The sequence below is a fragment of the Lutibacter citreus genome (assembly GCF_003260195.1).
GTDB lineage: Bacteria > Bacteroidota > Bacteroidia > Flavobacteriales > Flavobacteriaceae > Lutibacter > Lutibacter citreus.
In genome coordinates this window covers 74,711-100,891 of the sequence record NZ_QEIH01000013.1, presented here as the reverse complement: position 1 = coordinate 100,891, position 26,181 = coordinate 74,711, and the positions used below count along the sequence as shown (strand labels likewise).

The following is a 26,181-nucleotide window of genomic DNA, read 5'->3' as shown; positions in this document are numbered from 1 at the left end:
TTTTTTATATTTTAATTCTTTTTAATCGTAATGCATTAGAAATAACAGAAACTGAGCTAAAACTCATTGCTAAAGCAGCAATCATTGGTGATAATAAAATTCCGAAATATGGAAATAATACACCTGCTGCAATTGGTATTCCTATAGTATTATAAATTAAGGCGAAAAATAGGTTTTGCTTAATGTTTTTCATTACTTCTTTGCTTAAATGTTGCGCTTTTACAATTCCATGTAAATCTCCCTTTACCAAAGTAATCATTGCGCTTTCAATTGCCACATCAGTTCCCGTTCCCATTGCAATACCAACATCGCTTTTAGCCAGTGCAGGTGCATCATTAATTCCGTCTCCAGCCATAGCAATTACTTTTCCTTTTTGTTGTAAATCTGTTACTTCTTGTAATTTATTTTCAGGTAACATACTAGCTTTAAAACTGGTAAGATTCAATTCAGTTGCTACAGCTTGTGCAGTATCGTAATTATCGCCAGTAAGCATTATTACTGAAATACCTTTATCTTGAAGAATTTTAATAGCTTTTGCACTCGTTTTTTTGATTTTATCTTCAATAACTACATAACCAACTACTGTTTTATCTACAGATAGATAAGAAACTGTTTTACCTTGTTTTTGATAGGTTTTTGCTTCTAGTTCCATTTGCGAAGTGATTTTAGCATTCGCATAACTCATCATTTGGGGATTTCCTAGGGCTACTTTTTTACCATTTATAGTAGCTTCAACTCCTTTACCTGTAACGGAAGCAAATTCATTAGATTTTAAAATATCTATATTTTGATCTTTACCAAATTTTACGGTGGCTTCAGCTAAGGGATGTTCGCTATTACTATTTAAAGAAACAATGTATTGAAGTATTTCATTATTGCTTAAAATAGCATTGAATGAGGCTGTTTTTTCTACTGTTGGTTTTCCTTCGGTTATGGTTCCGGTTTTATCAATAATTAGTGTGTTTACCTTGTTCATTTTTTCTAGTGCTTCTGCATTTTTAATCAATACACCATTTTGCGCACCTTTACCAACACCAACCATTATAGACATTGGCGTAGCTAATCCTAAAGCACAAGGACACGCAATTATTAATACAGCAATGGCATTTACAAACGCGTAAACATAAACTGGATCTGGCCCCCAAATAGCCCAAATTCCAAATGTTATTAGCGAAATTAATACAACTATTGGAACAAAATATCCTGAGACTTTATCTGCTAAATTCTGAATTGGCGCACGACTTCTACTAGCGTCATTCACCATCTGAATAATTTGAGAGAGTAGGGTGTCACTACCAATTTTTTCAGCTTTCATTAAAAAAGATTGATTTCCATTTATAGTACCACCGCTTACTTTATCACCTTTTTGTTTGTTTACGGGAAGAGGTTCTCCTGTAATCATGGATTCATTAATAGTTGTATTTCCTTGTGTTATAACACCATCTACAGGAATTTTATCGCCTGGTTTTACTTTTAAAATATTATGTAACTCAATCTTATCAATACTAACTTCAACGTCTATTCCATTTATAATTTTTATTGCTTTATTAGGTGATAATTTTAGTAATTCTTTTACTGCTGAATTTGTTTTACTATGTGCACGTGCTTCTAATAATTGTCCTAGTAGTACAAGAGTTAAAATAACAGTTGCTGCTTCAAAATAAACATGTACAGCATTAGATGCTGTTTTAAACTGACTGGGGAATATTTCAGGAAAAAACATTCCAAATACAGAAAATAACCAAGATACACCAGCTCCAATTCCTATCAGTGTAAACATATTTAGGTTCCATGTTTTAATACTTCTGTAAGCACGCTCAAAAAACATCCATGTAGTATAAAACACTACTGGAAGACTTAGTATAAACTGAACCCAATTCCACATTTTTTGTTCCATAACATTGTATAGCGGATTGTTAGGTAACATTTCGCTCATTGCTATTAAAAATATTGGAAATGTGAATAGAACCGAAATTTGAAATTTTTTCAATAACTTTTTATATGTTTTTTCTTCAGCTGAAATATCTGGCTTCATAGGTACTAAATCCATTCCGCAAATAGGACAGGCACCAGATGTGTCTTTTATAACTTCTGGATGCATTGAGCATGTCCATTGTTCTGATGTATTAATAGATAGATTTTGTTCCTCTACTAAATCCATTCCACAAACCGGACAATCGCCTGGTTTGTTATAGGTTTTATCACCTTCACAATGCATTGGACAATAAAATGTTCCGGTTCCTTTTCCTTTTGGCTTTGCTTCTTTTTTAATTGATGTATGATGGTGATGTTCTCCTAATTTATGAATACTATAACTACCGCCATCATTTTGCAATGCTTCTTGAAATTTCTCTATTGGAATATTTGTTTCCATCTCAATCACAGCATTGGCCTTTTCTAAATTGACAGTAGCTTTTGAAACTCCCACAATCTTTGATAGAGTTTTTTCAACATGACCGCGACAACCGTTGCAAGTCATACCGTGAATATGATATGTATGTTTCATTTTAAATTTCTTTATATTTTATAAACAAATGTATCTCTGTTTTAAAAAATAAGTTTTCCTAATTTTGGTTTTATTTTATACAATTTGGTCTAATTCTTTTCTATCCCAATCTTGTGATTTTCGATATACAGACATTGACATTCCGGTTATTGTTTTAAACTGTTTTGCCAAATGGCTGCTATTATTATAATTTAGATTGTATGCTATTTCAGAAAAATTTAATTGATTCAATTGTATGTACTCTTTTACTTTTTCAATTTTTAAATTGATGATATATTTCTCAAGTGTAATACCTTCTGATTTACTAAAAAGCTTACTAATTGTTGAATCATTTTTGCCTATCTCTTTTGTTATTTTTGAAATAATATGATCTGTATTATTTTCTAAAATACACTGAATTACAATTAATTTAATCTTTTCAATTAATACTTTAGTTTCATCTTTAATAAGTTCAAAACCTAACTTTTTGAGCTCATTTTTAATGGTATTATAGTTGTTTTTAAGGTCGTTTTTTACAACAACCTTTCCTAATTCTATAGATTCAATCTCTAGATTTTTGTTAGTTAGTAATTCTATAATTGTTGTTTTGCATCTAGCACAAACCATATTTTTTATTATTAATGTATGTGCCATTTTACTTAATTAAATAATTAATACTAGTTGTTTGAATATAATAGTTTTTTATCGCTTCAATTTGATTCATTTGAAACTTTAATTGTAATTCTTGAATATCTAAAACGTCATTAAAATCAATAGTTCCTGTTTCATAGCTTCTGATTAAAATACCCTCAGCATCTTTAGCTTTCTTTAGGTTTTTTAATTGTGTGTTATAACTTATTCTGGCTGAAATTCTATCGTTAATTGCTTTTTCTAAAAGTGTTTCTAAGATATTTAAACGGTCTTTCTTTTGCGCTTTAATTTCTTGCTGTTGTAATTTGTTTTGTTTGGTTTTCGATTTGTATTTCTTACTAAAAATGGGAATAGATAATGATATTGTTGGCATTAAAATGTCTTTTCCTTTTTCACTAAAAGTAATATCAGAACCTGCTTGAATATTGATATAGTCTAATCCGAAACCAAAAGAAGGATTACTTTCTTTTTGATTTAATAATTCAGATTGTTCTACAGATTGAAATAGTTTGTCATACTTCAGTAATTCTGGATGCAATGCTAAATTTTTAGTAGGTATTTCAAAATCTTTGGAAGGCATTAATAATGTATTAACAACATCAATCTTAATATCATTTTCTCTATTCAACAAATTATTAAAAGCAGTCTGCTCTGCTAAATACTGCAGTTCTAAAACCTGTTTTAATTGCTCCAATTCATTCTGACGTATTTGTAATTTAAAAATGTCTACGGCTGATGCTTTACCAACTTCAATACCTGTTAATGCTAAGTTTTCATAGGTTTTAAGTAGTTTACTGTTTTCAACTAAAACTGCTTGTTTTGCTTTGTTTACGTATAATTTATAATAAGATTGGGATACAGAAACCATTAATTTTCGTTTTGCAATTACAATGTCTTCATATTTTGTATCCGCCAAAGAGCTTACATAATTTTCTCTTGAAGTAATAGTACCAAACCAAGGTAACATTTGTTTTGCTGATACTTTAAAACGTTGTGTACCTGTTCGTGTTTCAGGTTCTAGTACATAATAACCAGCACTAATTTCAGTATTAGGTAATGTATTGACTTCGTTAATTTTTTCGGAAGCAATACGATACTTTAATTCAAATTTTTGAATTTCGGGATTGTTATCTAAAGCTTCGTGAACGAGTTTATCCAATTGCTGCGTATGTCCTTTCATAAAAAAGAAAAGAAAGCAAAGAAGAAAGACTCCATTTAATCTGATTTGTTTGTGAATGTTTTTCATATCTGTAGGCTTTAATCTATTTTTTTGTTTTCTATTCTTTTTAGAAGAAACTCTTCTCTCCAGCTATATAAAACGGGAACAATAAAGTAGGAGGTAATATCAATCACCATTCCTCCAAAAATTGGAATAGCCATTGGAATCATAATATCGCTTCCTTTTCCTGTAGAAGTTAAAACCGGTAACAAAGCCAAAATAGTAGTTACTGTTGTCATTAAACACGGACGAATGCGTTTTTCTGCAGCTTGTAAAGCAGCAATTCTAATACTCATTTTATCGGATGGTTTGTCACGATTAAAAGTTTGAGTTAGATAGGTTGCCATTACAACTCCATCATCTGTAGCTATACCAAATAAAGCTATAAAACCAACCCAAACAGCCACACTTAAATTGATGGTTTTCATATTAAAAAGATCTCGCATATTTTCACCAAAGAGACTAAAATTGAAAAACCAATCTTGACCATATAACCAAATCATAATAAAACCACCTGCAAATGCAACTGCAATTCCTGTAAATACCATTAATGATGTTGTTACTGATTTAAACTGAAAATAGAGAATTAAAAAGATGATAGCTAATGCCAATGGAACAACAACTGCCAATGTTTTTTCTGCTCGTAGCTGGTTCTCATAAGTACCAGTGAATTTATAACTGACTCCTTTAGGAACAATTAATTCGCCAGAATCTATTTTCTGCTGAAATAGTGCTTGCGCATTTTCTACAACATCAACTTCTGCAAAACCGTCTAGTTTATCAAACAAAACATAGCCAACCAAAAAGGTGTCTTCACTTTTTATCACTTGCGGACCTTTTTCATAACGAATAGTGGCCAATTCACTTAAAGGCACAGGGCTTCCTTTTTCTACGGGAATATAGATGTCTTTTATGTTTTCAGGATTGCCACGTAATTCTCTTGGGTAACGTACACGAACCGCATAACGTTCTCTTCCTTCAACAGTTTGCGTTAAAGGCATACCACCAATTGCTACTTTTAACACACTTTGAACATCTTCTATAGAAATTCCATAATGTGCTATTTTCTCTCTATCAATATCAATTAGCAAATACGGTTTACCAACAATTCTATCTGCAAAAACTGCTTCTATTTTAACACCTTCCACTTTTTTTAAAAGGCTCTCTAGCTCTAATCCAAATGCTTCAATTTGTTTTAAATCTTGTCCTTTAACTTTTATTCCCATTGGTGCTCTCATACCAGTTTGGAGCATTATTAATCTTGTTTCTATAGGTTGTAATTTTGGTGCGGAGGTAATTCCTGGTAATTTGCTAACTTTTATTATTTCCTTCCAAATATCATTAGGATTCTTAATTTCTGGCCGCCAGTTACGGAAGAATTCACCATTGTTGTCTTCAATTAATTGAGACCTTTTGATGGAGCCTGTACTGTGCGGAATTGAAGTTTTTAAGATGTCATTTTCTGCATTATTCGGATTTACAATAAAGCGTCCATCATTCAACTCAAACAAGCCATCATCATTTACTTTATAACGTTGTCTTTTTCCTTCAGAATTACGCATGTATTCAGATTTATACTGAATCATATTTTCATACATAGATAAAGGTGCAGGATCTAAAGCTGAAGCTGTTCTACCAGCTTTTCCAACTACAGTTTCAACTTCGGGAATACTAGCAACAGCCATATCTAATTGCTGTAATATGCGTTTGTTTTCTTCTACACCTGCATGTGGTAATGAGGTTGGCATAAGTAAAAAAGAACCTTCATTTAAAGAAGGCATAAATTCTTTTCCTGTGTTTTTCATAATGACTACACCAGAAATAAGAACAGTTATTGGAATCATTAAAAACAATAGTTTGTTAGCTAAAGCCCATTTTAAAATTTGGCCATAATATTTTCTGAAAATTGAAAAGAGTCCTAAAATTATAAAGCAAATAATAGTTACAAAAACAAGGTTGATTGATATACTACGATTAAAACCCAAAGGTCTCCAATATTCAGCAAGAAGGAAAACAATAGCCACTGAAGAAATAATGATGTTTATTAAATTTACTTTCTTCTTATTTAATTTCCCTAAAACTCCTAGTAAACCAGTAATTCCTAAAGCAGTTAAAATGATTCCTAACCAATAACCATTTATTATAATTACAAACCCGGCAACTATTAAAGTGCCATTAATAATATGTTTAAATGAATTTTTAAGTATTGTTTTACGGAATAAATACGCTGCAAATGGTGGAATTATAAATAAGGCAATTACCAAAGATGCGGATAACGCCATTGTTTTTGTAAAGGCTAAAGGTCTAAATAGTTTACCTTCGGCACCAATCATGGTAAAAACAGGTACAAAACTTATAATTGTAGTTAAAACCGCAGTTAAAATAGCACCTGAAACTTCGGCAGTTGCATTGTATACAATTTCATTAGTTGTAAAAGGTGTGCCATCTTCTTTTAATTGTAGTCTTTTTTCATCTAAATGCCGAATCATATTTTCTGCAAGTATAACGCCAACATCTACCATTGTTCCAATAGCAATTGCAATACCAGAAAGTGCCACAATATTAGCGTCTACATTAAATAGTTTCATAGCAATAAAAACCATTAACACAGCTACAGGTAACAATCCGGAAATTAAAATGGAGGCTCTTAAATTAAAGACCATAACAATAATTACTAAAATTGTGATTAAAATTTCTAAGGTTAGTGCTTCACTAAGAGTGTCTAAGGTTTCTACAATAAGTTCTGAACGATCGTAAAAAGGAACGATAGTTAGCTGAGAGGTTCTCCCGTTAGCCAATATTTTATAAGGCAGTCCGCCTTTAAGTTCTTCTATTTTTGTTTTTAAATTGGTGATCACTTTCATTGGGTTGGCGCCATATCTTGCAATTACAACACCACCAACAACTTCAGCACCTTCTTTATCTAGTAATCCACGTCGGGCTGCAGGGCCTAAAGATACTTTTGCAATATCTTTAATTTTAATGGGAGTAAAATTTTGGGAAGTCACAACAGCGTTTTTAATATCTTCAACGGATTTAACATAGCCTAATCCACGTACTAAATATTCCACTTTATTGATTTCTAAAGTTTGTGCGCCAATGTCTTTGTTGCTTTCCTTAACTGCTTTTACAACTTGGTTTAATCCAATATTATACTGACGCATTAATTCTGGATTTACATCAATTTGATATTCTTGTACATAACCTCCAATAGAAGCAACTTCAGAAACACCGCTGGCAGATGATAACCCATATTTTACATAGAAATCTTGAACACTTCTTAATTCTTGTAAATCCCAACCACCAGTCACATTTCCGCTTTCATCACGACCTTCTAATGTGTACCAATATATCTGACCTAATCCTGTTGCATCTGGACCTAAAGTAGGGTTTATTCCATCTGGTAATAAATTACTTGGTAATGAATTTAATTTCTCGAGAATACGACTTCTACTCCAGTAAAATTCAATGTCTTCTTCAAAAATAATATAGATACTTGAGAAGCCGAACATAGAAGAACTACGAATGGTTTTTACCCCTGGAATTCCTAATAGGGAAGAGGTTAAGGGATATGTAATTTGGTCTTCAATATCTTGTGGCGAACGTCCATCCCATTTGGTGAATACAATTTGTTGGTTTTCGCCTATATCAGGTATTGCATCTACAGCAACAGGGTTACTTGGTAAAAATCCAGTATTCCAATTAAAAGGGGCATTTACAATTCCCCAACTTACAAAAAGGACGAGTAGTAAAACTGAAATGAATTTATGTTCTATTAAGAATTTTATGCTTTTATTTAGCATTAGTTTTGATTATTAAATAGTTAGAAAGTAGTGTTGAAAAAACACCGAATACAACAAATTATCCTTATAATATTACTATTATAGGATATCACAATCTATTGTTTAAAAATCAAATTAAATAAGTCTCGTCTAGCTTAAAGATTAGCTTATTAACGAGTGGTGGCCTATAAGTTTCAAAAGAAGATGTATTGGCTTTTAAACCTTCAAAAAGGTTAATGTAGGTATAAATAAATGATGAAATAAATAGCTGTTGTTCAAAAGAAATAGTATCTATTGAATTTTGTAATTCATTTGTTCCTTCAACATTTAATTGTTCATTGCTACAACAATTTTTCTTAGAAATTGAACAGTCTTTTTCAGAAGACTTTTCCATTTCCATTCCACAAGTTTCTGCTTTGTGAAAAATAGATGAATCAACTAAAGTATCGCCACAATAATGCATATCAATAGTAAATGACATTGTAGAGAATAACACTACAAAAGCCATTAAGAATGCGACTATTTTATGGAATACCTGCTTCATAATTCTTACAAAGGTAGAAAAATTGAATGATTCTAAATAATTTTAACTTTTTTTAACAAATTATAAGGAGAACAGTTTGTTGTAATCTTTTAAAATAGATAATCCTTTTAAAATTACTTAAATAAGTGTGTTTATTGCATTGGTTTTGTTGATAATTAAAAATGTAATAATTATAATTTAAACTGTATATGCCTTAATCTGTGAGCAGGAAAAGAGTTTTAAAGTAAGATGTAATTTTTATAAAGGTTTAGGTTATTTTTAAATTTTAAGGTTAATAATAAAAATAACCTCTTTCTTTTAAAATTTAATTAAAATAAAGAGGTTACTTTTTAATTAGTGATTAACAAAAAAAGGATTGTGTTTTAAACAGGTTCCTCTTCTTGAGTCATTCTAGCTTTGGCTAGGTTTTCAATAAGATCCGGAACTTTTTCAAATAAAGCAGCTAATCCATGAGTTTTACCAGCTTCAAGAAATGAGATTTCATCATCTTTAGTTACTAAAAATCCAATTGGCTCGATTCCTACACCAGCTCCAGCTCCCATACCTTCACCTTTAAGGTCTTTTTTTTCAAAACCTTCTCCTCCACCAGATCCAAATCCTAATCCTACTTTAATTACTGGTACACACTTAAATTCTCCTAAATCAAATGCTTTACCAACAACAGTTTCTGTTTTCGCTTCAGTTTTAATGAAGTCCGTAATTTGTTTCAATAATTCGTCAAAATGTAATTCCATAATTATTATTTTTTTAGATTAATATATGATTTTATAATATCAATGGGTCTGTTTTCTAAATGCAGAGTCAATTGATTTATATTTTTAAAATTCACATTAAAGTTTCCTTTAGAAATATTTAATAATGAAAATATTGGATATAATTTTGCATTTAAAATAGGATCTCCAGTATCTATATTTATTAAAAATTTCTTCACTTTAAATGATTTTAATAGGCGCATTATTCTCTTGAAATTTGAGAATCGTTTATGTGTTAATTTTTTCTCATTTAAATTCTTTTTTTTAGATTGTTTGTATTGTATTGGATAAAAATAAAATGTCATAAAAAGAATGTTGAGTTTTACTCTTAAGAATTCAATTTTTCTGGATTCAATACTTGCTTTTGCAAAACCTTTTAATTGAATGTAATATTGATTTGTATTGGTATCAATAAATAGAATAATTGGTATTATTAATAAATAAATAATAACCAGTAAAATCAATATTAAAAAACTTGTTAAAACCATAACTTATTTATTTACCTTGAAGTAACAATATTTAATGAAATTTGTCAATGATATCGATCAAAACGGCTGATATTATTTTTAATTATTTTGAGAAAGTTTTTTTTCTTTAAGTTATTATTAGAGAGCTTGATAAGTATCATAAGTATAACTGATTAAATTCATTTTTTATTGAAATTATCTACTATATCTTTAATTATGAAAAGGGAAGTATTTAATATTACTTCAATTATTAATTAATAAATATAAAGTGATGAAAAAATTAATTATAGGCTTAATTATTTTTGGATTTGCCATCCAAACACAAGCACAAGTAATAACAAGAGATGAAGAATTATCTGAGGTAGTAATAACTGCTTTAAATTATAAATATCTATCTGAATTAGGTGTGGAGAAAACTTCATTTCCTGTTTCTGTTTTAGAACAAAAAGCAGCAAGTTTTGATTTGATAAATTCGAAATATTATAATGAAGAATATGATACTTTTGCAATTTCATTTTTTATACCTCAAGGGAAAATATTAGCAGTTTATAATAAAAATGGTGATATTTTAAAAACAACTGAAAAGTATAGAGGAGTCAAAATACCTAGAGAAACTCTTAATTTAATAGGAGAAACTTATCCTAACTGGAGTATAACAAATAATGTTTATTTAGCAAATTATGATGATTCAGGTAAAATCACGAAAACATTCAAAATTATCTTAGAAAATAACGGAAAACGTATTAAAGTATTTACAGATAATGAAGGAAATATTATTTAGATGTTCTTATAAATAAAAAAGAAGTTCTTGTTTACAGGAACTTCTTTTTTTAACTTTAAGTGTTAATTTTTTTTATAATTATAAATATTTTTAAGTTTTATATTTTCACCTTTATCATTTACACAATTTAAATCGTATCTAATATTTACTGTTGTTCCAATTTCTGCATAATAATAAATTATCCAAATATTACCTTCCGAAGCTCCAATACAGCCATTAGAGTATGCTTTCCCTAATGTTATGGGGTTAGTTGTTGGATGTATCATTTGGCCATTACGAATACCGTTAATTTCAGTTTCAATATATGGTATTTGAGGCATTTTTGTGATTTTTAAATCATCTCGTGTAGTTAGGTAATATTTATGACCATTTGTAGGATTATAATAACTAGGGTTGCGAATATGTTTTACAATTTTTCCTTTCCCTCTTATAGTTCTTAAATCGGTAATTCTATCTCCCATTTTTAAATATTTTTTTTCGTTACGGCCAACTCTTACACTAAATTCATATTTACAAAGAGTATCTTCAAAAATTCTTAATTTAAATTCGGGAATATTAATGTCTATTTTTGTTTTAGCAAATTTGTTTAAAAGGTTAACTGTTGCTATTGAATCAGGTATTCTAATTTTAGTTCCCTTTTTTAAGGCAATCAATTCTTTTTGATTGTAAGTAAATGAATCTTTCTGTTTCATTTTATAATAATCAGTTTGTACTAATGAATCAATAATCCAAGGGTTATAACGCACTAATAAATGTTCCGTTAATTTGTAATTAGCTGTTTTGTTATGTGAATTAACAATAGAATCAATAAAATTAAAATAATTTTTTACTTTAATATTTTTGGTAATTAATACTGTTTTTAAAGAATCACTATTAGATTTTATTATAGAGATATCATAACTTTTATTCATTTTATTTAAAGAACAAACACCAATTAGAAGTGCAATAACTCCAAAGTTTTTAAATAGTATTTTTAATGTGAGTATCATAATTAACTATTTGTAATTGTCTTTTTAGTAAAGTTATTTTTAATTGAGTTCTTTTCAAATAACTAAAATCACTTTCTAAGATTTTTTAAACTGATATATATCATTTGAGAATAGTAGAACAAAGTGCGATATTTGAAGAGTGAATCTTGACTAAAATATCTAATTATGGCAATTTCACTTAAAGTATCAAAAGGTATAAAAACTTTTTTTCTTGAAATAGGAGAACTCATATACTTTGCTTTACGTTTTTTTAAAGAAGCTTTTACAAAACCATTTGAGTTTAAAGAGTTAATGAGGCAATGTTACAATATGGGAAATAAATCCATATTGTTGGTTAGTATTACAGGGTTTATTTTGGGATTGGTTTTTACCTTACAATCTCGTCCAACTCTTATGGAATTTGGAGCTGAAGCTTGGATGCCATCTATGGTTAGCATTTCAATAGTACGAGAAATTGGGCCTATAATAATTGCGCTAATTTGTGCCGGTAAAATTAGTTCAGGAATAGGAGCCGAGCTTGGTTCTATGCGTGTTACTGAACAAATTGACGCTATGGAAGTGTCAGGCACAAATCCATTTAAATACTTAGTTGTTACTCGTGTTTTAGCGGCTACTCTTATGTTACCGTTATTAATTATTTTGGGAGATGCCATTGCATTATTTGGATCTGCCTTGGTGGAATATTTAAAGGGAGAGGTTTCATTTTTACTCTATTTTAATAAAGTAGTGAATGCGCTAAAATTTTCGGATGTTTTACCCGCCACAATAAAATCTTTTTTCTTTGGATTTGCAATTGGCTTAGTAGGTTGTTTTAAAGGTTTTTACTGTAAAAAAGGAACTGTAGGAGTAGGTGAAGCTTCTAATTCAGCAGTAGTTTATTCATCAATGTTATTATTTATTATTGATTTTATTGCTGTTTTTGTTTCAGACATATTTTTTGAAATTTAATTATGAAAAAAGATACAAACATAAAGCCCGTTTTAGAAATTAAAAACTTAAATAAAAGTTTTGATAATAATCATGTGCTAATTGATTTCTCAATGGATTTATATAAAGGAGAAAATTTAGTGATTATGGGTAAATCTGGTTCAGGAAAATCTGTTATGATAAAATGCTTAGTTGGGTTAATGTATGCAGATAGTGGAGAAATTCATATAATGGGAAAAGATATTTCAAAATTAAAACAAACGGATTTAAATATTTTGCGAACAAAAATTGGGTTTTTATTTCAGGGAAGTGCTTTATATGATTCTATGACGGTTCGTGAAAATTTAGAATTCCCACTACGTAATCATAAAGAAATGTATGAAAATAAAGATGAATTGGTTATTGAAAGTTTAGAGAGTGTTGGGCTTCTTTCAGCAATTGATTTAATGCCAGATGAACTTTCAGGAGGAATGAAAAGACGTGTTGCATTGGCTAGAACGTTAATATTAAAACCAAAAATCATGATTTATGATGAGCCAACAACAGGTTTAGACCCAATAACGGCCAAAGAAATTATTCAATTAATGAGGGATATTCAAGAAAAATATAGCACATCGTCACTAATAATTACACACGATATTGATTGTGCCAGAGTAATTTCAAATAGAATGATCTTATTAATTGACGGTACTAATTATGTAGAGGGAACTTTTAAGGAGTTAGAAAATTCAAAAGATAAAAAAGTTAAGTCATTTTTTAAATAGTTAAAGAAATGAAAAAGTCAAATTCTCAAAAAATCAGTTTAGGATTATTTATTGTAATTGGTACATTACTCTTAATTTCTATATTATACTTTATAGGAAATAGGCAAAATATTTTTGGAAAAACGTTTAATGTAAGTGCTGTTTTTAATAATGTAAATGGATTGCAACTGGGAAATAATGTTAGGTATTCAGGTATTAATATTGGTACGGTAAAAAGGATTACAATGCAAAATGACACTGCTATATGTGTGGATATGATTTTAGAATATAAAATTTTAAAACATATAAAAAAGAATGCTATTGCAGCAATAGGGTCTGATGGTTTGGTAGGTAGTATGGTTATAAATATTGTACCTAATCATAAAGCTTCAACTCAATTAAAACCAGGAGATACTATTAAAACTTATAGTAGAATTACAACTACCGATATACTTTCAACATTAAACAGTACCAATGAAAATGCAGCTTTGTTAGTTTCAGATTTATTAAAAATTACTTCATCTATAACACAAGGAAAGGGAACATTAGGTTTGTTAATTACCGATCAAGAAATGGCTTCAAATTTAAAAAAAACCAGTTCTAATTTAAAAAGTATGAGCTTAAATGCTTCTAAATCCATGGAAGAAATTAAAAATATTATTACAGCAATTAATTATGATAAAAGTTTAGCAGGATTGATACTTAGTGATACCGTTTCTGCCATTCAATTTAAAGCTATTATTACAAATTTGGAGCAATCTAGTGAAGGTATTGACACTGTTGTATTAAAAATAAAAGAAGTTTTATTAAACGCTACTAATGGACCTGGAGCAATAAACTATTTTTTAAAGGACAGTACTTTTGTTGAGAAAATAGATTCTACTATGAAAAATTTGGAAAAGGGAAGTATTAAACTAAATGAAAACTTAGAAGCCTTAAAACATAATTTTTTAACGCGTGGTTATTTTAAAAAATTAGAAAGACAAAAAGCTAAAGAAGAGAAGAATAAGAAGTAACTCTTAAAATTTAAAATTATGAAAATTGAACATTTAGAAGAGCGTATTAAAGATTATAAAACATCTATAAAAACGGTTATTGAAAAGAAAATTTTATGGGAAACTAAAACAAGAGATTTACTGCTAAAAACATTAAATAATATTGTAAATCAATACAATATTGGGTGGCGAGTTCAAGAATTGAGTTGGATAAATTCTAATGAAGCTGTGAATATTACCTTTGATTCTTTTCCTCCAGACTTAATAGAAAGTACAAATAAAATTCCATCATATCAGTTTATACAAGGCGGAGCGTTAGTGTTTTCACAATCTTATAGCGGAGATATTAATGTTTTTATGTTATTTCCGGTTCCTGAAAATATGATTGATGGTGAGGATGATACTAATTTGGCAATTTTTACACCAGAAAATATAACAGAAAAAGTAATTATAGAAAAAGTAGATGAGTTTTTAAAAAAAATGGTGGAATGGGAAGTTCCTGCAATTAAGAAAAAGGTGGGATACATTAAATAATTTATTTCTTGTATGTTTTCTAAATGTTAAAAACTAAAAGTTATTTAATTCTTAACGGTGCTGAAAAATCTCAATTTATTGTAAATCTAAACTCATACAATGAGATTTTGTATTAAGTTTAGGGAAAGATGGTGTTAATACCACAAATGAAGAATCAATATTATTTTCTTTTGAAAGTAATTAGGGTAATTTCAGGTCGCATTCCTAATCTTCCGGGGAAACCAAGCCATCCTAAACCTCTATTTACATATAAAAATTGTTTACCCAAATTATATAACCCAGCCCAATGTTTATATTTATATTGAATTGGACTCCACTTTTTTGTTTTATAATTTATTCCTGCTTGCATTCCGTGTGTATGGCCAGAAAGTGTTAATTGAATATCTGTATTTTTTACAACCTCTTCACTCCAATGATTTGGGTCATGTGATAATAAAATTTTAAAGGGAATTGATTTTACATCTTTAAGAGCCTTTTTTAAATTACCATATTGTTTAAATGGAGGATTACCCCAGTTTTCAACTCCAATAATAGCCATTTTTTCTTGTTCATAGTTTATAATTTTAGCCTCGTTTAAAAGTAACTTGAAGTCAATTTTTTTATAAAAATATTTAATAAGTTCAAAATTGGATTGTTTGGCTTTTAAAGATTTCCATGTACTATAATCGCCATAATCATGATTTCCTAATACGGCGTATTTTCCTATATTAGATTTCAATTTTTTAAGTACATTTTCCCAGCCTTTTAATTCCCAGGCATGGTTATTTACTAAATCTCCCGTAAAAAATATAAAATCAGGTTCTTGGTGATTAATTAATTTCACAGCTCTTTCTAATATATGATATCTAAAGCTGAAGCTTCCTAAATGAAGATCTGAAATTTGTATAAATTTAAGTTTTTCAAAATTTTTAGGTAATGTGTTAAGTTCAATTTTTATACGATGGATTTTAAATCTATATAAAGTTTTAAAAATTCCAAATAGAATTACGGTAAAAGGAAGAATTCCAGATAAAAGCCCCACAAGAGGAACAATAATTAAAGATTCTTTTTCAGAAAAATAATAATTTGTAAAATACAAACTACTTATAATTATTACAAAGATAAATTTAGGAATAAATGATAGAATTGAAATTCCATAGAGAGAGGAAATTAAAATTTGTTTACGATAGGGATTCAGATTTTTAAGTCTAATTTTTAAAAATATAATGGCTGTAGTTTGCCCTATTGTAAATGCCCAAAATAAAACATTTATAATGTTTTGTACATATGGTATTGTGATTAATTGAGTAATGGATTGTAACCAGTAAAAAGCAATAATATCAACAATAATAATAGCTGCACATAAAAATAAAATTGTTTTAAATGAAACTTTTCGCATTGTAACTGTTTGTGTTTATTATTTTAATATAAGTTTTTGACTTACTTTTTTTTAAGTTAACGTTTAAGTTAATTTTTCAATTTATACTAAAATTAGTATTTGAAAATTAGTTTTAAAATGATAACAATCACATGTTCTAAGATTTATAAATTAAGTCTTTAAAAATGAATATTTTAATTATTTTTCACGAACTTTATAAATATGAATTTTTAAAGCATAAAGTATTATGTTTCATCTGAATCAAAATATTTTTGATATTCTTTTTGAAGCGATTCCTGAAGGAGTTATTGTTGTTAATGATAAACGAATAATAACTGCTTCAAATTCTTCAATAGAGGAGATGTTTTGCTATAAAAAGGAAGAGTTAATTAACCAACCATTAGAAATTTTAATTCCAAAAGAATACCATTCTTTACATCCAAAACATTTTAATTCTTATTTAAAAAAAAGTAGCATTAGAAAAGTTTCTAGTGAAATGAATTTATTTGGGATTACTAAAAACTTAAAAGAATTTCCAGTAGAAATTGGCTTAAACCCATTTAATGTTAATGGAAACACTTACATAATTGCTTTAGTTATAGATATAACCAAGCGAAAAGAGAACGAGAGAAAAATTAAATTCTTGAATTCTCAATTAGAAACTAAAATTGAGCAAAGAACTGCTGAATTGGTAAATACAATTAGTCAATTAAAAGACTTAAATGAAAATTTTAAGTTAGAAATTAAGAAAAGAACTCATGCCGAAGAAAAAATAAAAATTGCACTAAAAAAAGAAATAGAACTAAATGAATTAAAAAGTAAATTTTTGTCCTTAGTTTCTCATGAATTTAAAACCCCACTTAGTGGTATTTTAACTTCAACTATGTTGTTAAATAAATATACACTTGGAGAACAACAAGAAAAACGGGATAGACACATTAATATAATTGCAAATAAGGTTCATTATTTGAATAATATTTTGAATGATTTTTTATCTATAGAGCAAATAGAATCTAATAAAGTTATTTATAAGTTTACCAGATTTAATTTAACTAAAATTATAAATGAAGTAGTTTATAATGCTAATCTTCTTTTAAAAAATAGACAAAAGATTAATATTTTTCAAGATTTAGATGATTACATACTTTATCAAGATGAAAAAATTTTAGAATTAGCATTAACCAATGTAATTAATAATGCTATTAAATATTCACCGCAAAATTCAGATATAGATTTAAAATTTAATAAAAAAAATGGGAATATTATTTTTGAAATTTCTGATAAAGGTATTGGTATTCCCCAAAAAGATCAGAAGTTTATTTTTAACCGGTATTTTAGGGCAGAGAATGTATTAAATACTCAAGGAACGGGTATTGGATTAAATATAGTAAAATCGCATATAGAGAATCTAGGAGGTTCTATTTGTTTTAAAAGTACAATAAATGAGGGCTCAATTTTTAAAATTGAATTACCTATAAGTTATAAGCCATGAAAAAAATTTTATTAATTGAAGATGATAAGGTAGTTAGGGAAAATACAGCGGAACTTTTAGAACTTGCAAATTACAAAGTTGTATGTGCGCCAGATGGGAAAAGTGGATTAATTCAGGCAAGAAAACATATTCCAGATATTATTATTTGTGATATTATGATGCCAGAATTAAATGGTTATGGGGTTTTACAACTACTTTCAAAAGACAAAAACACAAAACATATTCCGTTTATATTTCTTTCTGCCAAAACAGAACAGAAAGATATTAGAAAGGGAATGAACATGGGGGCGGATGATTATATTACAAAACCTTTTGATGAATCTGAATTATATACTGCAATTGAGAGTAGGCTTGCCAAGGTTGCTATTATTAAAGAAAGTTTTGAAAACAAACCTATAAATGAAATAGTTGATAAGTCTGATACGCAAATAAAAAATTTAAAAAACCTTAAAAAATTCTTCTATGAAAAATTAAATGAATATTCTTTTTTGCCAAATGAAATTATTTATCAAGAAGGCGGAAATTCTAATTATATATATTTAGTTAAAAAAGGAGTTGTAAAAGCATATAATGTTGATGAACATGGGAAAGAATTAATTACAGCACTTTATAAAGAAAGTGATTTTTTTGGTTTTACATCCTTTTCACATAATATTCCTTATCAAGAATCTACAACATCAATAGAAAAAGTACAAGTTTTACGTTTATCAAAAAAAGATTTAAAAACTATTTTACAAAATAATCATGATGTAACCTTAGAGTTAATAGATTTTTTAACAGATAGTGTTTCCGAATTTAAAGGTCAATTATTACAAATGGCTTATAGTTCTGTTCGTAAAAAAACAGCAAATACAATTTTAAAATTCACTGAAAAAATTAAAAAGAAACCTGAAGATACTATAAAAATTTCAAGAAGTGATTTGGCAAGTATTGCAGGAATTGCAACAGAAACTTTTATTAGAACTATTTCTGATTTTAAAAAAGAAGGACTTATTAATATTAATGGTTATAATATTGAAATTTTAGATCTAAAAAGATTAAAAAAGGTAAATTAATTTTTTAAAATAATTAAGCTTGTTTTGATATATATCATTTTATAATTATGATTTACTTTTTAATTTTAATTATAATTTAAAAAGAGAAGAAAATGAGAAACATATTAATTCCTACAGATTTTTCAGACAATTCGTGGAATGCCATAAAGTATGGCTTAAATTATTTTGTAAATACAGAATGTACATTCTACTTGTTGCACGTTACAATGTATTCTTATTTAATTAATGAGGATACCGCTATTACTTCAGGAATAAAAATTGATGAAACTCTAATAAATAAATCTAAAGTTGATTTAGAGAAGTTATTGGAAAAAGTAAAAAATATTGATAAGAATAAAAATCACCATTTTAAATTACTAAACAGTTATAATTTTTTTATTGATGCTGTAAAATCTCAAATTAAAGAAAATAATATAGATTTTATAGTTATGGGTACAAAAGGAGCCTCAGGGCTTAGTGAAATAATTATAGGAAGTAATACAGCTGACTTAATTACACAGGTTAAATGTCCTGTTTTAATAGTACCAGAAAATTCAAAGTATAAAATTCCAAGAGAAATTGCTTTTCCTACAGATTATAATATTTATTATAATCCTGATATTTTATTAGAAATATTAAATTTAGCAAAAAGAAACTTATCATCTTTAAGAATACTTCATGTTGGTAGAAAAGGCGAAGAATTAACAGATTTTCAAATAGAAAATAAGGAATTCTTAAGTAACTTTTTTGCTAATGAGAATCATAGTTTTCATTTTATTACTAATAAAAAAATAGAACAAGGGATACAGTGTTTTGTTGAAAGTAGAGATGTAGATATGATAGTTATGATTGCGAAAAATATAAATCTTTTTCAAAGAATCTTATTTAAACCAACTGTTGAAGATATTAGTTATCATACAGAAATTCCATTTTTAGTGTTGCATGAATAAAAATTGTAAAAATGGAAAATACGTCACTTTTTTTAGCAAAATTTTGGGGATGGTTTTTAATTGTTATTTTCTTAATATTAAGTTTCAATCCAAAAAGAATTTCACAAATAATGAATGATCTAAATGATCAAAAGTTTGTGATTCTAATATCTTTAAATACTATAGTTATAGGAATTTTAAATATTTTATTTCACAATGTATGGGAAAATGATTTTAGAATAATTATTACCCTAATAGGCTGGGCAACATTTTTTTTAGGTTTAGCGCTGTTTATTTTACCAAAATATATGGTTATATGGTTAGGCTATATAAATATTAAATTTGTTCAAATAATTTATATATTTCTTTTTCTAATAGGAATGTTCTTATTAAACCGAGGCTACGGTTTTTTTATTTTTAATTGATCACTATCATATTTAAACTTGTTCATTATCATTGTTTTGGTAGATACCAGTTAATATATTTGTAGTATCAAGTTATAAGTTCAGACAAATTAATAATTATAAAAAAATAATGAAAAGATTTAGATACTCTTAACTAGTTTTGGTTTAGTATTTATTTTTAGAAGTAAAAATATTGAAAGATTATATCTAAGTTAATAAGTTGCTAAAATTTTTTCATAATTAGAAACAGGGAGTTTTATCTCCCTGTTTCTTTAAAATATATTCATTATTGGGTATGGGGTATTTAAGTTTGGTTGAATTATAAAATAATTTAAGTTTCGGTTTTTCAGAAATTGACATAATAAGTTTATTTAATAGTTTGGTAAGTGGTTTAATACTTTATAAAGAGACAAGAGGTTTTAATCTCTTGTCTCTTTTTTTTTAGCTGTAAATCTTAAATAAAAAGATTTTAAAGGTGAGTTTACTTGTCAAATTTTTTTAGATATAATTGGTTGTAAAAAGATCTTTATTTGATAAATATCATAGCATAATCTTTTATTTCTTAGTATATTTAATAGAATGTTAATCTTAAAAGTTCGTACTATGGAAATCATTATTCAATTTGTAAAATTACCAACTAATGATTATTTGGAATCATTTGTAACAAAAAAGTTAAATAAATTATATAAAAAGTATAGCTGGATTATTAAAGCTCAAGTATTTTTTAAACACAAAACAGATCCAAAAGGAAAAGGGCAAATTTGCGAAATACAATTAAGCCATATAGGTCCCAAAATTTTTGCAGGTTCTAATGAAATTAGTTACGAAGAAGCTGCGGCTGAAACAATACGTGATTTAGAAATTCAATTAGAAAAACTGAAAAGTAAAATGAAACCTTATCAATAAAATATTAATTGGCTTTATATAGTAATTCCATTTAATTGAAATTAACTTTTATGCATATCAAATATATTTAAACATATTGTTTTATGAAATTATTGATTTTAATTCCTTAGGTAATTCGCTTTTAATATCTTCTAATTCACCTAATGAAATATATGCTTTTAATAGTTTAAATGTTTTATTTATATATTCTTCTGCTAATTCATCAGTTTCAAAATCATGCCAGGCTGTAACACCATTTAAATCTCTAATTAATTCAATAAAATCATTCATTTTTTTAATTTTTTCTTTTGAATGTGCATTCCAGCCATTTACATATACAGCTTTTAAAAACATAGGGAATTGCGCCATTAGTTGTAAAGATTCTTCAGGTGATATAACGTGGCGTAATCCATGTAAAATTGAAGATAGAATCCTTCCTGCTTGGTCCATATCATTACCTAGCTGTAATTCTTTCGCATACTTTTTCATAAAAGTATTCGCTTCTAATGCAAAGTGATTAAAGTTAAGTGCCATTTTTTAGTAATTTAGAATTTATAAATATCCCATTTCTGGTTTTTTTTAAGAACAGCTACCAAATGTGGAGCTATAAATTTTGAACGCAATTTTGGAGGCGTTTGAGATTTCAATTTTGTAATATTATAATTCAAAGGGTTTTCTAAATATTTAATACGAGTTCCAGATTTATCAATTACATATTCTTCAATTTCGTATGAAGAAATACTTTTTTGCAATACTTTATTAAACCCAATAGAATCTTTTAAAAGTACTGAGACAATAGCATAACCATCTTTAAATTGTGAAGCATTTAAAAAGGTAGCAGGAATTATTTTTTCACCATTGGTGTTTATAAATCCGTAATAACTTACGTCATTAATTAACTGTTTAATTAAACATCGTTCATTAACAAAAATAGGGTGTGGGTTATTTGATTTTGTTTTATTTAAAACAAAATCACTCCTAAAGTCTACAACTAAGGTTCCATTTTTATTAATAAATCCCCATTTGTCACCTTTTTTAACTGCAGAGAATTCGTCATTAAAAGGTGTTACTTTGTCTAATGATCCAATAATTTGTGAATACCCTTGAGAGTTTAAACAAAAACAAATAATAAAAATTAATAGAGTTTTCATAATATACTTATTTAATACATTGAAATTAAGATTACTAATGAATAAAATAAATGATATTCATCAATAAATCACACAATAAAAAAATTTACAATTACCATTTTAAAAATGATAATTTTAGTTCTTGATTAATATCATATAAAATGCCGAATATTATATAGAACTTAGTTAATAAGAAAAATAAATTTTACTTTATAAGAAGAAAAAAATAACAACCAAATCAAAAAACAGAATTTAAAAACAAAGTTTTCTTATTGTTTTGTTTGGGTAAAATAATTTAATAAAATAGAAATGTTAACAATTTAAATTCCCTTAATATGAAAAATAAAATAAATAAAGACTGGTACGGAAAACATAAAAGCAATGAAGAATTACATTATGCTTCCATGCAATGGAAATCTGAAGTTAAATTTATTGAAGATGAAATGGTTTTTTTAGAACATTTATTGGGTTCAAATTATATTGATTTTTTACATGATGGTTTGTATAAAAAAATTGAATCGCTAGTAAATAAAATATCAATTGAAAAAAAATCAGGTAAAACCTATTTAAAAATGATTGAAGAACATGAAATGGTTCTTTCAGATTTAATTTCAACTAAAAGTATGATTGATAATAAAACTTTTTTATTGAAACATTATGACTTACAAGAAGAATTAGAAAATTATTTTTATGATTACAAAGAACTTAAAAAAAATATTTTCAATATTGTAGAAAAAGTAATGAGAGAAAAAAAGGTAAAAAAGTTAATTACTTAAAGAATTTTATAATTTTAGTAGAAGCAATGTAACCTAGATATAACATTTTTACATAATACCTTTTAAGAGGATAATAGTTGTTGCTTGTATTAACTATTTTATCCTCTTTTATTAGATAATATTATTTTCTTTTGTTCCTGAAAGATTGGAACTATAAATGGCTATGCTAAATTTAATCCTAATTGAAATGCAAAATGGAAACATATTTTTTTGTATAAGTGAATTATGATTTTTTAAAGCGAGTTTTAATAATTAATTTCAAGTTTTATTTAAATGTATTTTCAATAAAAAAAATGGAATTAAATTTAAATTGTATGAAGTTATTTTTATAAGAACTATAAGACTTTATAAAATATTGTATTTATTTCTTAAAAACTATTGCCAAAAACTTAAAATGGTTATATTTGAATAACATTTTATTATAGTTATAAAAATTCGAATATAAGGTTTTAATATTTTTTTAATATAAATAATTGAACACATTAAAAGTATGGTGATCTAAGCAAGTTTCATTCAAATTAAATATTATTCCCAATCCCTTAATGTTAAATAAAAGATCCTTTATAATATTACTAATTGTACTATTTATTTCTATTCTTGTGTTCATTATTTTTAATGATTATAAGCAGGAAACAAAAATTAGTAGTCAAAGAATAGAGGAGAAGGATACAACAAAAGAAAACAAAATTATTCTTCGTTTAGAAAGTGCTTTAGATATAATTGAAGAAAACAATGAAAAATCTCATGAATTAGCTAAATCTTGTTTACTAGAATCTCAAAAAATAGGAAATAAATATTTAGAAATGCGCTCCTTATATGTTCTTGGAAGGGGCATAATAAACGTTGATAGTTTAAAAGTTTCACAAACATACTTTGATAAAGCGCTAAAACTCTCTCAAGAAATTGAAGATAATTGGTATATAGGTGATATTTTATATAGAATAGCTAAAATTCAATATAGGTTAAATAATACAAAATTATCACTTGAAACTTATAATGAGGCTCTTTACTATTGTCAATTATCAAATAATTTTAAAACTATTGGAGCTACATACTCTATGATTGGAACCATTTTTCGTGTAAATGGGGCTTATAGCAGAGCTATTGAGTATTTTATCAAATCTAGGTTAAATTATAGAAAAGCTAATTTTAGTGAAGGTGATGCTTGGGTAGCCTATTTGTTAGGTCAAATTCATTCAGACTTGCTAAATTCGGAAAAGGCAATGCAGTATTTCCAAGAATCATTAAGCAAATATGAAGTTTTGAATTCTATTGATGGTAACACTAATGGTATTGCTATATGTTATGAACAAATTGCATTATTAAATTTGGAGCTTAAGAATTTTGACGAAGCAAGTAGATACATAAATATGTTACTTGAAATTCGGATTAAAAATAAATCTACTTATGGCATTTCTAATGCTTATGGCTTATTAGGTAAATCAGCTTATTTAAAAGGGAATTATATTAAAGCTGAATCACTTTTAAATAAATCTCTGGAAATAAAAAATGGAAATTTAAGCTTACACAGTAAGCCTAGTGTTTTTATGTATTTAGGTCTTTGCGCTATTAAAACTGGGGATTTAGACGGAGGAATCAAAAAAATAAAAAAAGGTCTTAAAATAGCTTCGGTAAACAACTTTAAGAAAAATGAATTAGAAATTTATTCAAAACTAGCGGAAATTTATTTGAATAATAACAATTTTAAAGAAGCGATTTTTTATAAAGATAAACAAATTGAATTACAAGATTTAATTTTATTTGGTGAAGCAGATGTACAAATAGACCTATTACAGACTTTCTATGAAATAGATGAAAAAAACAGGCTAATAAACGAATTAAAAAAAGAAAATGTTGTTAATGTTTTAAAAATTAAAGAGCAACGTCTTTCTCAAAATTTAATGATATTTGTAATTCTAATTGTTATTTTAATAGCAATAATTATATATGTATTCTATACAAAATTACGTCGTAAAAATGGAGAATTAAAAATTCTGAATAGAACTACAAATAAACTATTCTCAATTATAGCGCACGATTTAAGAAGTCCACTTAGCACTATTTTAGGTTTTTCAGATTTGTTAAAGAACAATGGAAAAGACCTAGAAACTAGAAAAATTGTAAAATTTAGTGATTATATTAATTCAACGGCTGTAAATACGCTTGCATTACTTGATAATCTTTTGAATTGGGCAAAATCTCAAACGGGACAGATTAGTTTTAATCCAGTAAAATTAGATTTGCAAGCAATAATAACTAAAACAATAGAAGATTTAAACCCAACAGCAAAATTAAAGAACATAATATTGAAAAACATTAATATAGAAGGTATTGAAGTTTATGCAGACCAATATATGTTAAAAACAATTTTACTAAATTTAATTACTAATGCTATTAAATTTACCAATTTAAAAGGTAAAATAACAGTAAATGCAATACATAAAAATGATTTGGTTGAAATTATAGTTTCAGATGATGGAATTGGAATGAATGAAGAAAGTCGTAATAAATTATTTACCCTGCAAACTAATGGAACAACTATAGGAACTGCAAAAGAAAAGGGTTCGGGGTTAGGATTGGTTCTTTGTAAAGAATTAGTAGAAAAACACGGTGGTACTATTTGGGTAACATCAGAACTTAACAAAGGAGCTACTTTTCATTTTACCTTACCAGATTGTATAGTTGAAAATATAAATGAACATAATTGTTTAAGCACTAATCTTAAAACAAAGGAGATAAAAACACCAACCATATTAATTGTTGAGGATGAAGAAATTAATTATAAGTATTTAGAAGCTATTATGGAAAATGGTTTTAATTTAGTTTATGCTTTTAATGGTAAAGAAGGTGTTGAGCAATTTAAAAACAATAATATTGATTTAATCTTAATGGATATTAAAATGCCAATAATGGATGGGATTGAAGCTACCAAAGAGATAAGAAAAATTAATAAAGAAATTCCAATTATAGCCGTAACAGCATACGTAACATCAAAAGATATAGCGCTTAAAACTGGTTGTAATGATTTTATTTCAAAACCTGTTGATGAAAACAAGTTATTAGAAATGATAAGTAATCAACTAAAAGAAAAGTAACAGTTTAACTCTCCTTTTCAATATTTATCACATAATTAAAACCTTTTTTAATATTAAATATTTCCGTAATTATTATAAATTAAAGCATTTAAAAAGATAATTAAGGGGGCTGTGTTATCTTTAATAAAAAGAAGATTGAATTAATTTATAAATAACGAATAGCCTTCTGTTTTTGATGGTACAACTTTTTAAGTTTTTAAAAGTTTTTAA

The 26,181-nt window shown here is 27.1% G+C and carries 22 protein-coding genes; 11 read left to right on the top strand and 11 right to left on the bottom strand.

Going from position 1 to position 26,181, the window contains the following annotated elements; translation table 11 throughout:
* Positions 1-4: 4 nt before the first annotated feature.
* The 7 genes from DAD81_RS19715 to DAD81_RS20780 all read right to left on the bottom strand — a co-directional run bounded on the left by DAD81_RS19715 (position 5) and on the right by DAD81_RS20780 (position 9,612).
* Positions 5-2,506: a heavy metal translocating P-type ATPase gene (locus DAD81_RS19715; protein ID WP_111710038.1), complete on the bottom strand. Its 2,502-nt coding sequence runs from the start codon at positions 2,504-2,506 to the stop codon at positions 5-7.
* A 75-nt stretch (positions 2,507-2,581) separates the two neighbouring features.
* The gene (locus DAD81_RS19710) at positions 2,582-3,139 is read right to left on the bottom strand and encodes a helix-turn-helix domain-containing protein (RefSeq protein ID WP_111710037.1); all 558 of its coding nucleotides are present in this window, start codon (positions 3,137-3,139) and stop codon (positions 2,582-2,584) included.
* Between the two features lies 1 nt (position 3,140).
* The gene (locus tag DAD81_RS19705; protein WP_111710036.1) at positions 3,141-4,382 is read right to left on the bottom strand and encodes a TolC family protein; all 1,242 of its coding nucleotides are present in this window, start codon (positions 4,380-4,382) and stop codon (positions 3,141-3,143) included.
* 11 nt (positions 4,383-4,393) lie between these two features.
* Positions 4,394-8,158, bottom strand: coding sequence for an efflux RND transporter permease subunit (locus DAD81_RS19700; protein WP_111710035.1), 3,765 nt, complete (start codon positions 8,156-8,158; stop codon positions 4,394-4,396).
* Between the two features lie 109 nt (positions 8,159-8,267).
* Positions 8,268-8,681: an HYC_CC_PP family protein gene (locus tag DAD81_RS19695; RefSeq protein WP_111710034.1), complete on the bottom strand. Its 414-nt coding sequence runs from the start codon at positions 8,679-8,681 to the stop codon at positions 8,268-8,270.
* Positions 8,682-9,043: 362 nt separating this feature from the next.
* Positions 9,044-9,415 carry a GerW family sporulation protein gene (locus tag DAD81_RS19690; protein ID WP_111710033.1) on the bottom strand — a complete coding sequence of 124 codons (372 nt, stop codon included), beginning with the start codon at positions 9,413-9,415 and terminating at the stop codon, positions 9,044-9,046.
* A gap of 5 nt (positions 9,416-9,420) precedes the next feature.
* The gene (locus tag DAD81_RS20780; RefSeq protein WP_157961199.1) at positions 9,421-9,612 is read right to left on the bottom strand and encodes a hypothetical protein; all 192 of its coding nucleotides are present in this window, start codon (positions 9,610-9,612) and stop codon (positions 9,421-9,423) included.
* 559 nt (positions 9,613-10,171) lie between these two features.
* Between DAD81_RS20780 and DAD81_RS19680 the strand changes: the two genes are divergently transcribed.
* Positions 10,172-10,681, top strand: coding sequence for a nicotinate-nucleotide adenylyltransferase (locus DAD81_RS19680; protein WP_111710031.1), 510 nt, complete (start codon positions 10,172-10,174; stop codon positions 10,679-10,681).
* Positions 10,682-10,743: 62 nt separating this feature from the next.
* Here DAD81_RS19680 and DAD81_RS19675 read toward each other — a convergent pair whose 3' ends face one another.
* Complete coding sequence (locus DAD81_RS19675; RefSeq protein WP_245949375.1) at positions 10,744-11,670, bottom strand: L,D-transpeptidase; 927 nt, start codon at positions 11,668-11,670, stop codon at positions 10,744-10,746.
* A gap of 165 nt (positions 11,671-11,835) precedes the next feature.
* Between DAD81_RS19675 and DAD81_RS19670 the strand changes: the two genes are divergently transcribed.
* The 4 genes from DAD81_RS19670 to DAD81_RS19655 are packed head-to-tail and all read left to right on the top strand — an operon-like array spanning position 11,836 to position 14,869.
* On the top strand, positions 11,836-12,618 hold the full coding sequence (locus tag DAD81_RS19670) for an MlaE family ABC transporter permease (protein ID WP_111710030.1): 783 nt from the start codon (positions 11,836-11,838) through the stop codon (positions 12,616-12,618).
* Between the two features lie 2 nt (positions 12,619-12,620).
* On the top strand, positions 12,621-13,361 hold the full coding sequence (locus tag DAD81_RS19665) for an ABC transporter ATP-binding protein (RefSeq protein WP_111710029.1): 741 nt from the start codon (positions 12,621-12,623) through the stop codon (positions 13,359-13,361).
* A gap of 8 nt (positions 13,362-13,369) precedes the next feature.
* A complete protein-coding gene (locus tag DAD81_RS19660; protein WP_111710028.1) occupies positions 13,370-14,356 on the top strand; it encodes an MlaD family protein in 987 nt (328 codons plus the stop codon).
* 18 nt (positions 14,357-14,374) lie between these two features.
* Complete coding sequence (locus tag DAD81_RS19655) at positions 14,375-14,869, top strand: hypothetical protein (protein ID WP_111710027.1); 495 nt, start codon at positions 14,375-14,377, stop codon at positions 14,867-14,869.
* A 160-nt stretch (positions 14,870-15,029) separates the two neighbouring features.
* Here DAD81_RS19655 and DAD81_RS19650 read toward each other — a convergent pair whose 3' ends face one another.
* Entirely contained in the window at positions 15,030-16,247 is a 1,218-nt protein-coding gene (locus DAD81_RS19650; protein WP_111710026.1) for a metallophosphoesterase, read from the bottom strand.
* 226 nt (positions 16,248-16,473) lie between these two features.
* On the opposite strand from DAD81_RS19650, the gene DAD81_RS19645 reads away from it, so the two are divergent.
* The 4 genes from DAD81_RS19645 to DAD81_RS19625 all read left to right on the top strand — a co-directional run bounded on the left by DAD81_RS19645 (position 16,474) and on the right by DAD81_RS19625 (position 20,991).
* Positions 16,474-17,718, top strand: coding sequence for a PAS domain-containing sensor histidine kinase (locus tag DAD81_RS19645; protein ID WP_111710025.1), 1,245 nt, complete (start codon positions 16,474-16,476; stop codon positions 17,716-17,718).
* Positions 17,715-18,773, top strand: coding sequence for a response regulator (locus DAD81_RS19640; RefSeq protein ID WP_111710024.1), 1,059 nt, complete (start codon positions 17,715-17,717; stop codon positions 18,771-18,773). Before DAD81_RS19645 ends, DAD81_RS19640 begins: the two co-directional genes overlap by 4 nt.
* Before the next feature lie 92 nt (positions 18,774-18,865).
* Positions 18,866-19,702 (top strand): universal stress protein, encoded by an 837-nt coding sequence (locus DAD81_RS19635; protein WP_111710023.1) that lies wholly within the window; start codon positions 18,866-18,868, stop codon positions 19,700-19,702.
* Positions 19,703-20,688: 986 nt separating this feature from the next.
* Positions 20,689-20,991, top strand: coding sequence for an HPF/RaiA family ribosome-associated protein (locus DAD81_RS19625; RefSeq protein ID WP_111710071.1), 303 nt, complete (start codon positions 20,689-20,691; stop codon positions 20,989-20,991).
* Positions 20,992-21,072: 81 nt separating this feature from the next.
* On the opposite strand, the gene DAD81_RS19620 is transcribed toward DAD81_RS19625, so the two are convergent.
* A complete protein-coding gene (locus DAD81_RS19620; protein ID WP_111710021.1) occupies positions 21,073-21,504 on the bottom strand; it encodes a DUF2267 domain-containing protein in 432 nt (143 codons plus the stop codon).
* An 11-nt stretch (positions 21,505-21,515) separates the two neighbouring features.
* Complete coding sequence (locus tag DAD81_RS19615) at positions 21,516-22,121, bottom strand: WG repeat-containing protein (protein ID WP_111710020.1); 606 nt, start codon at positions 22,119-22,121, stop codon at positions 21,516-21,518.
* A 314-nt stretch (positions 22,122-22,435) separates the two neighbouring features.
* Here DAD81_RS19615 and DAD81_RS19610 point away from each other — a divergent pair, with 314 nt between their 5' ends.
* Both DAD81_RS19610 and DAD81_RS19605 read left to right on the top strand, forming a co-directional pair.
* Positions 22,436-22,876: a hypothetical protein gene (locus DAD81_RS19610; protein ID WP_111710019.1), complete on the top strand. Its 441-nt coding sequence runs from the start codon at positions 22,436-22,438 to the stop codon at positions 22,874-22,876.
* A 542-nt stretch (positions 22,877-23,418) separates the two neighbouring features.
* Complete coding sequence (locus DAD81_RS19605; RefSeq protein WP_111710018.1) at positions 23,419-25,971, top strand: ATP-binding protein; 2,553 nt, start codon at positions 23,419-23,421, stop codon at positions 25,969-25,971.
* The last annotated feature ends 210 nt before the right edge of the window (positions 25,972-26,181 follow it).

Bases quoted from the DNA above. Each gene is read 5' to 3' on its own strand.
- DAD81_RS19640 (WP_111710024.1), top strand. From the start codon at position 17,715: ATGAAAAAAATTTTATTAATTGAAGATGATAAGGTAGTTAGGGAAAAT.
- DAD81_RS19615 (WP_111710020.1), bottom strand. From the start codon at position 22,121: ATGAAAACTCTATTAATTTTTATTATTTGTTTTTGTTTAAACTCTCAA.
- DAD81_RS19675 (WP_245949375.1), bottom strand. From the start codon at position 11,670: ATGATACTCACATTAAAAATACTATTTAAAAACTTTGGAGTTATTGCA.
- DAD81_RS19605 (WP_111710018.1), top strand. From the start codon at position 23,419: ATGTTAAATAAAAGATCCTTTATAATATTACTAATTGTACTATTTATT.
- DAD81_RS19625 (WP_111710071.1), top strand. From the start codon at position 20,689: ATGGAAATCATTATTCAATTTGTAAAATTACCAACTAATGATTATTTG.
- DAD81_RS19645 (WP_111710025.1), top strand. From the start codon at position 16,474: ATGTTTCATCTGAATCAAAATATTTTTGATATTCTTTTTGAAGCGATT.
- DAD81_RS19650 (WP_111710026.1), bottom strand. From the start codon at position 16,247: ATGCGAAAAGTTTCATTTAAAACAATTTTATTTTTATGTGCAGCTATT.
- DAD81_RS19695 (WP_111710034.1), bottom strand. From the start codon at position 8,681: ATGAAGCAGGTATTCCATAAAATAGTCGCATTCTTAATGGCTTTTGTA.
- DAD81_RS19715 (WP_111710038.1), bottom strand. From the start codon at position 2,506: ATGAAACATACATATCATATTCACGGTATGACTTGCAACGGTTGTCGC.
- DAD81_RS19660 (WP_111710028.1), top strand. From the start codon at position 13,370: ATGAAAAAGTCAAATTCTCAAAAAATCAGTTTAGGATTATTTATTGTA.
- DAD81_RS19610 (WP_111710019.1), top strand. From the start codon at position 22,436: ATGAAAAATAAAATAAATAAAGACTGGTACGGAAAACATAAAAGCAAT.
- DAD81_RS19690 (WP_111710033.1), bottom strand. From the start codon at position 9,415: ATGGAATTACATTTTGACGAATTATTGAAACAAATTACGGACTTCATT.
- DAD81_RS19680 (WP_111710031.1), top strand. From the start codon at position 10,172: ATGAAAAAATTAATTATAGGCTTAATTATTTTTGGATTTGCCATCCAA.
- DAD81_RS19620 (WP_111710021.1), bottom strand. From the start codon at position 21,504: ATGGCACTTAACTTTAATCACTTTGCATTAGAAGCGAATACTTTTATG.
- DAD81_RS19655 (WP_111710027.1), top strand. From the start codon at position 14,375: ATGAAAATTGAACATTTAGAAGAGCGTATTAAAGATTATAAAACATCT.
- DAD81_RS19665 (WP_111710029.1), top strand. From the start codon at position 12,621: ATGAAAAAAGATACAAACATAAAGCCCGTTTTAGAAATTAAAAACTTA.
- DAD81_RS19705 (WP_111710036.1), bottom strand. From the start codon at position 4,382: ATGAAAAACATTCACAAACAAATCAGATTAAATGGAGTCTTTCTTCTT.
- DAD81_RS19635 (WP_111710023.1), top strand. From the start codon at position 18,866: ATGAGAAACATATTAATTCCTACAGATTTTTCAGACAATTCGTGGAAT.
- DAD81_RS19700 (WP_111710035.1), bottom strand. From the start codon at position 8,158: ATGCTAAATAAAAGCATAAAATTCTTAATAGAACATAAATTCATTTCA.
- DAD81_RS19710 (WP_111710037.1), bottom strand. From the start codon at position 3,139: ATGGCACATACATTAATAATAAAAAATATGGTTTGTGCTAGATGCAAA.
- DAD81_RS19670 (WP_111710030.1), top strand. From the start codon at position 11,836: ATGGCAATTTCACTTAAAGTATCAAAAGGTATAAAAACTTTTTTTCTT.